Here is a 10,154-nt window from a genome sequence, read left to right on the forward strand (position 1 = left end):
CTGTCATACTACCTACTATAACTTAAACTATTGATGGCAAACCCAAGGCAGGTATTATGAACCTAAATTATCTTAAAATAATTATTAAAAATAAAGTTGTTAAATTTATGCAATATTCTTTAAAAAAAGCAATTAAACAAGGTTGTTTAATAGTAGCACTGTGGGCAGGTGCGACAAATGTTTACAGCCAAACCGAAAGAACTTCGTTTGATGGTAGCATATTTTCTGATGGGCTGGAAAAAAAACTGTCGGCATATTTGGAAAAAAACAATGAAGCTACATCCGTAAAAAGTACTATTAAAAAGCCCAATAAAAACCTAGTGCCCCCCGTACTCGAAAATCAAGTAAAGGCACGTTTAGCAAAGGTAAAAAGTGCTATTGAACTCACTTACAACAAAGATGTGTTGGGCTGGGTACACTTGTACACTATTCGCAAACGTAAGTATACCGAAGAAATACTCCGTCGTACCAGTTTTTACTTTCCAGTGTTCGAACAAGCCCTCAAACGGTACGGTATTCCTGAAGAACTTAAGTATTTGCCCATTGTAGAATCGGCTTTGCGCCCCAATGCAAAATCTTTTGCCAATGCAGTTGGTTTGTGGCAATTTATTCCCAGCACAGGTAGTAGTTATGGTTTGCGTCAGGACTGGCTGATAGATGAGCGAATGGATATTTATAAATCTACTGATGCAGCTTGTCGTTATTTGCAGGGAATGAATAAGTATTTTAACGATTGGCAACTTACTCTGGCAGCTTATAACTGTGGTCCAGGCAGGGTGATTCAGGCAGTAAAAAAAGCCAAAAAAGAAGCAGCACTCAAAGGTAAACCATTTAAAAAAGACTTTTGGAATATTTATAAGTACTTGCCCAAAGAAACCAGAGGCTATGTACCCGCTTTTATAGCAGCGAGCTATACTTTGCATTATTACAAAAACCATAACCTTACCCTAAATAACCCTATACCTGCTATATCTTCTGATGTAGTAATAGTAAAGCAGTTTGTAGACCTTAAAAAGTTTGCCAAGGCGATTGAGGAGCCTTATGAAAAAATCCATTTGTTGAATACTCACTTAAAACGCCAAGTACTTACACCCCATTGGAAAGGTTATCCGATACGCATTCCTTCCAATAAAAAGGCATTTTATGAGAAAAATAAAACCAAAATATTAACGGCTGCCCGTCAGGTGAATAACCGAAACATGAATTACAGAGTGCGTAAGGTGAAGTATTTTCCAGATAGAAAGAAAATCAAACGTGACCGTCGTCTAAGGAGTTACCATGTGGTAAAAGCGGGTGATTCGCTGGAGCAAATAGCCAAGACGCATCAATTGGGTATTCCTGAAATACGTTTATGGAACTTAATGCCTTCAAACCAAGTGAGCGAAGGACAAGTATTGTTATTGCTCAAACCCAGAAAGAAGTAAAAAATACTTAGATTCTGAAGGTAATTGAAACACTGATTTTACTCGTTTGGCTTAGGCTGGATTTACGCTTATTTAATTTTTATTACAATGCTACTTTTGTTATCAAGAGTAGCATTTTTTTTGTTAATGTTGAATTTTATGTATAATATCTTGTATTGTAAAAATAGTATGCATTTTATTTTAGATAGAATTGATTGTATTTTTGCGAGAACAAGCGGGGTAATAAGGATTTATTGTGTCGTTATTTTAAAGGTATAAATTATTATTCTTCATATCAGATTAATCACTAAGGTTTTATTAAAGTCATCACATCATGGAAGTAATATTGAATGAATCTTATGGCAGTGTACGCCTGGATGCTCATAATAGGATTGTATATGTGTATTTCGTCGGGAGAATTTCCACTGATGAATATAAAAATATTTGGAATGCACTGTTGAGCATTGCTACAGAAAAAAATCTACGTAAGGCGTTTATAGACCAGAGTAAGATAGAAAAAGCTAGTATTGAGGCACGTGCTTGGGTAGTTGCAAAATGGTTTCCTAAAGCCAAGAAAAACTTACCTGCTGACAATATCAATATTGGGGTACTTTCTTCTACAAGTTTTTTTGCTAAAATAGGGGGAGAGTACATTGCTACTGCGGTAAAAAATATGAGTAAGTTCAATATTAAGTTTTTTCCTACCGAGGCCGAAGGCACTAAATGGCTAAATGGCTTGTAAAGCACCACCAGTATATTTTTATAATATTTTCAAGTCAGTTTTTGTAAACCTGAAATCGTTTACAAAAACTGGCTTTTTTTGTTAACATTTACTTTTTTAAGCATTCAATTTGCTGTTATTTTTGACGCAAATTGTATATTGTCTTATAGAAGCCATCTTAGCTTCATAGGCCTACCTAAAGCTAGTAATACTATGAGTAATATAACCGATATAGTAGAAGACATTGCCTGGCTATCTCAAATATGGAGTTATCGTTGGGATTTTTTTGAATGTGCAAAACACGAAAAGATAGATGATTTTTTTATCAGCCATCAGCACAAAAAACAGCAAGACTTTTTTTATCAACCAATATCTTTTTCTATCGCCCATACCGATACAGAAATTATCACAAAATCTAGTGAATACGCACCAGAAGTATTGGCTAAAGCCACTAAAGTATATGCTCAACCTGGTGACGATGCGTTTGAGCCTGTAGTATATGTCACTGACCAAAAACATCTTAGGCTAATAAGTACTCAAGGCGATTGGGTAGAGGTGCAAGGCAGTATACATGAAAAAGCTAGAGGATTTTCTAACATCTACCTTGAGCGTTCTTATCAATCGTTTTGGCTGCCCATTGATCATACCAATATTCCGAAAAACTATCATTTAGACTTTACTTGGCAGGAGTTTGAAACTGACAGCGATGCCTGGACTATTGAACAAATAGACCTGGTAAGGCAAAATTTAGAGCAAAAGGATACAGTGAAGTACTGGAGAGACTTTTATAAAGCAAGAAATATTCTTTTGGCAGAACCTCCTCAACATACACCTAATGGCTCGGCTTATGCCAAATTTATTGATGACTATCAACTATGCATCAAAGACAGGGCTTTGCTCATACTCTCGTTGGTAAACCAGATTCGCCCTGATTTTCTGCTAAACCTCATTGTAAGAGCTAAAAAATACCCTGATTTGGGTGGAGTGACTGGGCAAAACTTTAAAGGCTTTTTGCCTACTGGCGAAACATTTTTGTTTTTGATGGGGGGACGAGACGCACATCAGCGCCACGAAATGATGAATTTTTTGTTTACCAAAAGCATATTGATGCAAGAAGGTTGGGTAAATCTGCTGAGTGCGCTGCCTGGCGAACCTTTGATGAGTGGAGTGCTGGGTTTTCATCCTGAGCAAATCCCTGTATTGTTAGACCTACAAACCAATCCCGAATTAATTAACTCCTGAGAATTATCATGGCTGAACACGATCATAAGATTACTTCTGATGTATACCAACAAAAAGGGCAAAAGCAGCAACAGTCCAAAGTAGGCGATTTGTATGCTCCTGACCATTTGCCCAAGCTATCGCAAGATCAACCTTTGTTGAAGTTTAAACCCTTGGGGCAAATCAACGGCAAAGCGTCTAAAGAGCGGCAAACAAAGTTATTAATTGAAGAAGGGGAACAAAAAACTAGAGGGTGGCAACTCACCAAACCTGAATTTATTGACCGTATCAAACAAACGGTAGATGTAAAGGTGAATGATTTGCTAAAGCATGTGGGGTTTAGCACTAAAGATTGCCCTTGGTTAGAAGCCTTTTACGCAGATTTAGGGATGCATTCAGCTACTTCTATAGAAGCATTATTACGTCAATATTTGGGGCAAAATATAGAGTCTACCGACGATTTTCTGGCAAAACTCTCAGATAGAATAGAAAAGCCCGTAAAGCATTGGATAAGCACGCGTGAGATACAAGATGTGCCAGAGTTGCTAGAGCAGAAAATGCTTGAAAATGACCCTAGTAACACCAATGGGCACTTTAACCCCTTGGATAAAGCCAATAAAACGACTACTTCCTTGCCTCCTGAGCTAAAGGCACAATTGGAGGAGTTTTTAGGGGCAAGCTTGAGTTCTATTAGATTGCACACCGGCTCAGAAGCCAATAAAATATTACAAGACAAAGAAGCGCGCGCACTTACCCTGGGGCAAGACATTTACCTCAACATAGACAAGTACCCCTTAGACAAGCCCGAAGGGGTGGCAATACTTGCCCACGAGATTATGCATGCACGTCAGCAAATGGGTGCTAGTTCGTTAGATACTTCTGACAATTCTGAAGGACTAGAAGAAGATGCCGACCGTGGTTTGATGGCTTTGTTGCGTCATTGGATGCAATGGGGAAAGGGTTTTGCCAAAACTCCTGTAAACCTCTCATCTGGATTGAAGATCGCAAGGTGTAAAAAAAATGGTAAGCAAGAAAATGCCGATCCTTTGAATATCATGAAGGCGCAGCAAATTAGCCCCGAAGAAAAAGATTTGAGCAAATCTCAGGTGCAAAAAGGCTTAAAGAACGATGTACTGACTACCAAGGTGGTCAAAGATTTTGAGAAAAAGATAAAGGGTGCGACCAAAGACGAAGAAGTGGTAGAGGCAATTAAAAAATGTGGACAGCAGATTTGGACACAAACCAGGGCAAGGGTGGCAACCAAAAAAATCAAGTTTGAGGGGAATTTGTATTGGGCGCGTATTTGGATGCATACCATATTAAAAACCGACCTGGCTACCACCCTCAAGGGAAAGCTGCCCGAATATACTGATTTGCTCGAAAAACAAACTCGTAATATGGCGCCTGGGCAAATCAACTTCACGAAAGATAAGGCTACCAAAAAGATATTGATTTCTGGGTTTGATCCGTTTGGGAGAAGACGTATAACAGAAACCTCTCGAAATATTTCGGGTACAGTGGCGCTCTACTTTGATGGTAAAACTATAGGCAGTGGCAATAAAAAGGCAGAGTTGGCAGCCGTGATTTTTCCTGTAAACTATAAAAGCTTTAATGCGGGAATGATAGAGAAATTTTATGCCCCTTACCTCGATCAAGTAGATGCCATCATTACTTTTAGCCAAGGGGGTGAAAAAGAAATAGAGATTGAACGTTTTTATGGTAACTACAGGTTTGGCAGTGAAGGCAATAACCACCAAACCGAAAAAGGCAAGCCTATCATGAGTGGGCAACCCCAGTTTTATGAAACTAACTTGCCCGTAGACAAAATGATCCATAAGAATGAACTGGTGGGCAATAAAAAACAAAAGGTGTTTTTTGATCAATCATACAAAACAGATAAACAAACGCTAGATTCACCTTATAAAAATGTAAATGTAAAGAATACCAATGTGCCCGATTTTGACATAAAAAGTATAAAAGGGAAGGCTAAGGAGGGGTCTGGTTCGGACTTTTTTTCAAATGAATTACCCTATAGGGTAGCGCATTTGATTAAAACCAAACAAAAAGACAAAGACATTAAATTTGGGCATGTGCATTTGCCTCATAAAACTAACTTGGTAGACCAAACCATCAAAGAAGTACAAAAATTATTAGAACGACTTAAAGATGCATTATAAATTATGAAAAAATATTATTTAATCTTGTGTATATGTTGTTTGAGTGGTTGGCTGAAGGCACAGCCTGGATCTTATACTCATTGTAACTTATCATTTACTTACCAATACCAAGGCAAAAGCCAAGAAATTCTGTTTCCAGAGTTTAGCAAGGTACAACAAAGCGATGGCATAGTGGTGATAGCAGGGAAAGACAAACGGGGCAGGTTTGGGTTGGTGATGCAATTTCCTGATACGAACCATACATATGATGTAGACGGTTACAGGGCTTATTCTTATACAGAAACCAATAGTTCTTTACAAGTAGATTGGTCAGGGAGAGATAGGAAGGTAACCGCTGACCTGTTTTTATTCCCTATCCCGTCGGCTCATCGCAAAAAAAAGGTGGTCAAAGTACCTTCACATTATGTGATGCATTTGCAAATGAAAATGCAAGAAGTAAATAAAGAAGGGTTTGCGCATTTAGACTATAGCTTTCTGATTCCTTACCAAGCAGGGACCTATAATATCAACCTCTTTGATATTGAGAGTGACCCTGATGAGGGTAAAAATAGTATCACTAAATTTTGGAAAGCTGGCGCACACCCTACCAAAATATATACTTTTAAGTTGCCATCAAATCAATAGCCAATGAATTTAGTCTTCTAATACGCTATGAAAAAGTATTATTTAACCTTGTGTATATGTTGTTTGAGTGGCTTGGTAAGTGCTCAACCTGATCCTTACACCCATTGTAACCTATCTTTTACCTACCAATACCAAGGCAAAAACAAAGAAATTCTGTTTCCAGAGTTTAGCAAGGTACAACAAAGTGACGGGGTGGTGGTGATGGCGAGTAAAGACAAAAGGGGCAGGTTTGGGCTGGTGGTGCAACTGCCTGATACAAACCATACCTATAGTGTAGAGGGTTACAAAGATCATTTTTATACAGATACTCAGGCTTCGTTGAAGGTAGAATGGGGAGATGAAAAATCAGTAACAGCTGACCTGTTTTTATTTCCTATCCCGTCGGCTCATCGCAAAAAAAAGGTGGTCAAAGTGTCTTCCCATTATGTAATGCATTTGCAGATGAAAATGCAAGAAGTGAATACACAAGGGTTCGCGCATTTATACTATAAACTTCTGGTTCCTTACCAAGCAGGGGCTTACAGTATAAATATCTTTGATCTTGAATGTAACCTTGATGGGGATAGAAAGAGTATGACCAAATTTTGGAAAGTTGGCACACACCCTACCAAAATATATACTTTTAAGCTGCGCTGAAATCAATAGCAAATGAATTTAGTCTTCTAATACGCTATGAAAAAGTATTATTTAATCTTGTGTATATGTTGTTTGAGTGGCTTGGTAAGCGCTCAACCTGACCCTTATACCCATTGTGACCTATCTTTTACCTACCAATACCAAGGCAAAAGCAAAGAAATTCTATTTCCAGAGTTTAGCAAAGTACAACAAGGCGACGGAGTGGTGGTGATGGCGAGTAAAGACAAAAGGGGTAGGTTTGGACTGGTGGTGCAACTGCCTGATAAGAACCATACCTATAGTGTAGAGGGTTACAAAGATCATTTTTATACAGATACTCAGGCTTCGTTGAAGGTAGAATGGGGAGATGAAAAATCAGTAACAGCTGACCTGTTTTTATTTCCTATCCCGTCGGCTCATCGCAAAAAAAAGGTAGTCAAAGTACCTTCGTATTATGTGATGCATTTGCAAATGAAAATGCAAGAAGTAAATAAACAAAGGTTTGCACATTTAGACTATCATTTTCTGATTCCTTACCAAGCAGGGGCTTATACTATCAATCTCTTTGATATTGAATGTGATCCTGATGCAGGTAAACAGCGCATCACCAAATTTTGGAAGTCTGGCGCACACCCTACTAAAATATATACTTTTAAGTTGCGCTAAAATCAATCGCTTGTTTTTTTACTTCTAATATGCTATGAAAAAATATTATTTAATCTTGTGCATCTGTTGTTTGAGTGGCTGGCTCAAGGCTCAGCCTGGATCTTATACTTATTGTGAGTTATATTTTACTTACCAATACCAAGGCAAAAGCAAAGAAATTCTGTTTCCAGAGTTTAGTAAAGTACAACAAAGTGACGGTATGTTGGTGATGGCAAGTAAAGACAAAAGGGGCAGGTTTGGGTTGGTGGTGCAATTTCCTGATAAGAGCCATACATATGATGTAGACGGTTACAGGGCTCATTCTTATACAGAAACCAAGGGTTCTTTACAGGTAGATTGGTCAGGGAGAGATAGGAAGGTAACAGCTGAATTATTTTTATTTCTTATTCCGTCGGCTCATCGTAAAAAAAAGGTAGTCAAAGTACCTGCACATTATGTGATGCATTTGCAAATGAAAATGCAAGAAGTAAATAAAGAAGGGTTTGCACATTTAGACTATAATTTTCTGATTCCTTACCAAGCAGGGGCTTATAGTATCAATCTCTTTGATATTGAAAGTGACCCTGATGAGGGTAAAAAGAGTATCACCAAATTTTGGAAATCTGGCGCACAGCCTACCAAAATATATACTTTTAAGTTGCGCTGAAACCAATAGCAAATGAACCTAGCCAGAGTTTTTCGTTTGCCCGAACAAGTGCCCTTGTTTGGTCGCACCTTTTCTATTTATTTTATTTTGGGGCACGCAAACTTAGTGTTGTCACTCATTATCAACCTAGGTTTGTGTGCGCACATAGGGTTGTCTTATGTTGTATGTGTGAGCTTATATATCGTGGCATTGCTTGCTTTTTACGGGTTGGCTTTCATTTCTAAAGCTTTGTTGGGGTATGAGCATTATGTGCTGTTAAGGTACAGTTTAGCTGTCAATATCGTGTTGGCAATTATGTTGTGGTATGTTACCATATCGGCAAACGAATATTGGCATTACCTCGACTTGTTTGCCATCGCTTTGGCATTAATGATTGCCATAGGTAGGATAGGGTGCCAAACTGTAGGTTGTTGTCATGGCAAACCCTGTAACTGGAGGTTTTACACCGCCTATAGTTTCAAAAATGTGAGTCACAAACCAGTGGTAAGGTTTGTACCTATTCAGTTGATTGAGTCCTGTTTTGCTTTTTTTCTGGCTGCTTTAGGAATTTTCTATAAGTTGACAAATGCGGATGCAGGTGTATTTTTTATAGTTTTTTGGGTGCTTTACGCGATTGGCAGGTATATATTTGAGTTTTACAGGGGCGACCCCGACCGACCGTACTGGAAAGGCTTTTCAGAAGCCCAATGGTTATGTACTGGTATATTGGGTGGCATATTTCTTTTGCAATACTGGCATACATTGTCTCTAGTATGGTGGGGCATAAGTGTTGTGGTGGTTTGTATACACTGTTTAGTGTTGTTTTATAGAATTATCTATCAAACAGCCTTTTATCGTTTGCTAGAACCCATACATCTGATGGAGTTTAGTCAAAAAGCGCTTCAAAGCAAACAAGGAAAAGAAGTAGAAACCACCAGCCAAAAAATCAAAGTTTCTTGTACTGCGCTAGGCGCTGACCAATGCTTGTATACTTTGTCGCACGTAGATAGAGTATTACCAAGAAGGTGGGCAAAACGCCTTTTCAAGCATTTACAATACACTGCACATCCTGCGCGACCAACCAAAATAGAGTATTATAACCAAGGAGTATATCATTTGATTGTTTTGCCACAAAAAACAGAAGCATCACAAGCGCAAACAACATAGTGCATTGGGGATTAAATAAATATAATATGATAGGAATTTAGTTTCCAATGCACTAGTATTGCCTACGCTTGTGGTGGTATTTATACACTTACTACTCCTTCAAATACTGCTTCAGCAGGGCCTATCAAGTAGATATTGTTAAATTCTTGCGGAGACTTTTGGGTAAACGAAATCTGTAAATCGCCTCCCAAAGTTTTTATATTGATAGGGCTAACCATTTGCCGTAAGCTACTGGTAAGTGCCGCCGCTGTTACTCCAGTACCACAAGAGTATGTTTCGTCTTCTACTCCACGCTCGTAAGTTCTCACAAAAATATGTTGCTCGCCTATCCTTTCTACAAAGTTTACATTGGTGCCTACTTCCTTAAAACGTTCATTGTAACGAATAGACTTACCTTCTGCAAACACATCAAACTGCTCTAGGTTCTCTACAAACTGCACATAATGAGGCGACCCCGTATCTAAAAAATAGTGGTCGTGGTTGTTTTCTACTGTCTGTACATCGCCCATTTTCAAATGTACCAACCCGTTTTCTACCTTGGCATCGTGTGGACCATCTACTGCTATGAAATGAGTTTCGTGCTCAAATATACCTAAAAACTGAGCAAACTTTACAGTACACCTACCTCCATTGCCACACATAGAGCCTTCTTTTCCGTTGGCATTGAAATATACCATTCTAAAGTCGTAGCCTTCGGCATTGCGCAATAGAATCAACCCATCTGCACCTATGCCAAACCGTCGGTCGCAAAGGCGAGCAATTAATTCATAATTGTCAATAGGAAACTGGGCAGCTCGATCGTCAATCATGACAAAGTCATTGCCAGTACCCTGATATTTGTAGAATAATACATTCATAACTTACGTTTCGCCCAAATGGGAATCAGAAAATGAAACTTGTTCAAGTCCTAAATAGGCACTTGGGCTTATTTTTAA

At 38.6% G+C, this 10,154-nt stretch carries 10 protein-coding genes; 9 read left to right on the plus strand and 1 reads right to left on the minus strand.

What is annotated here, in order from left to right:
* Positions 1 to 107 precede the first annotated feature (107 nt).
* From Q0954_RS03995 to Q0954_RS04035, 9 genes are all read left to right on the plus strand, one after another.
* Positions 108 to 1,424, plus strand: a complete 1,317-nt coding sequence (locus Q0954_RS03995) for a lytic transglycosylase domain-containing protein (protein WP_299453930.1) — start codon at positions 108 to 110, stop codon at positions 1,422 to 1,424.
* Positions 1,425 to 1,737: 313 nt separating this feature from the next.
* Positions 1,738 to 2,145 carry a hypothetical protein gene (locus Q0954_RS04000; RefSeq protein ID WP_299453932.1) on the plus strand — a complete coding sequence of 136 codons (408 nt, stop codon included), beginning with the start codon at positions 1,738 to 1,740 and terminating at the stop codon, positions 2,143 to 2,145.
* Positions 2,146 to 2,337: 192 nt separating this feature from the next.
* Complete coding sequence (locus tag Q0954_RS04005) at positions 2,338 to 3,366, plus strand: hypothetical protein (RefSeq protein WP_299453933.1); 1,029 nt, start codon at positions 2,338 to 2,340, stop codon at positions 3,364 to 3,366.
* A gap of 8 nt (positions 3,367 to 3,374) precedes the next feature.
* Positions 3,375 to 5,522, plus strand: coding sequence for a DUF4157 domain-containing protein (locus tag Q0954_RS04010; protein ID WP_299453935.1), 2,148 nt, complete (start codon positions 3,375 to 3,377; stop codon positions 5,520 to 5,522).
* Between the two features lie 3 nt (positions 5,523 to 5,525).
* A complete protein-coding gene (locus tag Q0954_RS04015) occupies positions 5,526 to 6,146 on the plus strand; it encodes a hypothetical protein (RefSeq protein WP_299453938.1) in 621 nt (206 codons plus the stop codon).
* A gap of 27 nt (positions 6,147 to 6,173) precedes the next feature.
* Positions 6,174 to 6,782, plus strand: a complete 609-nt coding sequence (locus Q0954_RS04020) for a hypothetical protein (RefSeq protein ID WP_299453940.1) — start codon at positions 6,174 to 6,176, stop codon at positions 6,780 to 6,782.
* A gap of 36 nt (positions 6,783 to 6,818) precedes the next feature.
* Positions 6,819 to 7,427: a hypothetical protein gene (locus Q0954_RS04025; protein WP_299453943.1), complete on the plus strand. Its 609-nt coding sequence runs from the start codon at positions 6,819 to 6,821 to the stop codon at positions 7,425 to 7,427.
* Between the two features lie 34 nt (positions 7,428 to 7,461).
* A complete protein-coding gene (locus Q0954_RS04030; RefSeq protein WP_299453945.1) occupies positions 7,462 to 8,073 on the plus strand; it encodes a hypothetical protein in 612 nt (203 codons plus the stop codon).
* 12 nt (positions 8,074 to 8,085) lie between these two features.
* The gene (locus Q0954_RS04035) at positions 8,086 to 9,219 is read left to right on the plus strand and encodes a prolipoprotein diacylglyceryl transferase family protein (protein ID WP_299453948.1); all 1,134 of its coding nucleotides are present in this window, start codon (positions 8,086 to 8,088) and stop codon (positions 9,217 to 9,219) included.
* Between the two features lie 80 nt (positions 9,220 to 9,299).
* Here the strand turns inward: Q0954_RS04035 and dapF are convergent, their stop codons facing one another.
* Positions 9,300 to 10,076 (minus strand): diaminopimelate epimerase, encoded by a 777-nt coding sequence (dapF, locus tag Q0954_RS04040; RefSeq protein WP_299453950.1) that lies wholly within the window; start codon positions 10,074 to 10,076, stop codon positions 9,300 to 9,302.
* Between the last annotated feature and the right edge of the window lie 78 nt (positions 10,077 to 10,154).

The organism is uncultured Microscilla sp. (assembly GCF_947493425.1).
In the GTDB taxonomy this organism is placed as follows: domain Bacteria; phylum Bacteroidota; class Bacteroidia; order Cytophagales; family Microscillaceae; genus Microscilla.

What these genes read in the sequence shown, in the direction of transcription:
- dapF (WP_299453950.1), bottom strand. Translation starts at nt 10,076, where the DNA reads ATGAATGTATTATTCTACAAATATCAGGGTACTGGCAATGACTTTGTC.
- Q0954_RS03995 (WP_299453930.1), top strand. Translation starts at nt 108, where the DNA reads ATGCAATATTCTTTAAAAAAAGCAATTAAACAAGGTTGTTTAATAGTA.
- Q0954_RS04025 (WP_299453943.1), top strand. Translation starts at nt 6,819, where the DNA reads ATGAAAAAGTATTATTTAATCTTGTGTATATGTTGTTTGAGTGGCTTG.
- Q0954_RS04005 (WP_299453933.1), top strand. Translation starts at nt 2,338, where the DNA reads ATGAGTAATATAACCGATATAGTAGAAGACATTGCCTGGCTATCTCAA.
- Q0954_RS04015 (WP_299453938.1), top strand. Translation starts at nt 5,526, where the DNA reads ATGAAAAAATATTATTTAATCTTGTGTATATGTTGTTTGAGTGGTTGG.
- Q0954_RS04000 (WP_299453932.1), top strand. Translation starts at nt 1,738, where the DNA reads ATGGAAGTAATATTGAATGAATCTTATGGCAGTGTACGCCTGGATGCT.
- Q0954_RS04020 (WP_299453940.1), top strand. Translation starts at nt 6,174, where the DNA reads ATGAAAAAGTATTATTTAACCTTGTGTATATGTTGTTTGAGTGGCTTG.
- Q0954_RS04010 (WP_299453935.1), top strand. Translation starts at nt 3,375, where the DNA reads ATGGCTGAACACGATCATAAGATTACTTCTGATGTATACCAACAAAAA.
- Q0954_RS04035 (WP_299453948.1), top strand. Translation starts at nt 8,086, where the DNA reads ATGAACCTAGCCAGAGTTTTTCGTTTGCCCGAACAAGTGCCCTTGTTT.
- Q0954_RS04030 (WP_299453945.1), top strand. Translation starts at nt 7,462, where the DNA reads ATGAAAAAATATTATTTAATCTTGTGCATCTGTTGTTTGAGTGGCTGG.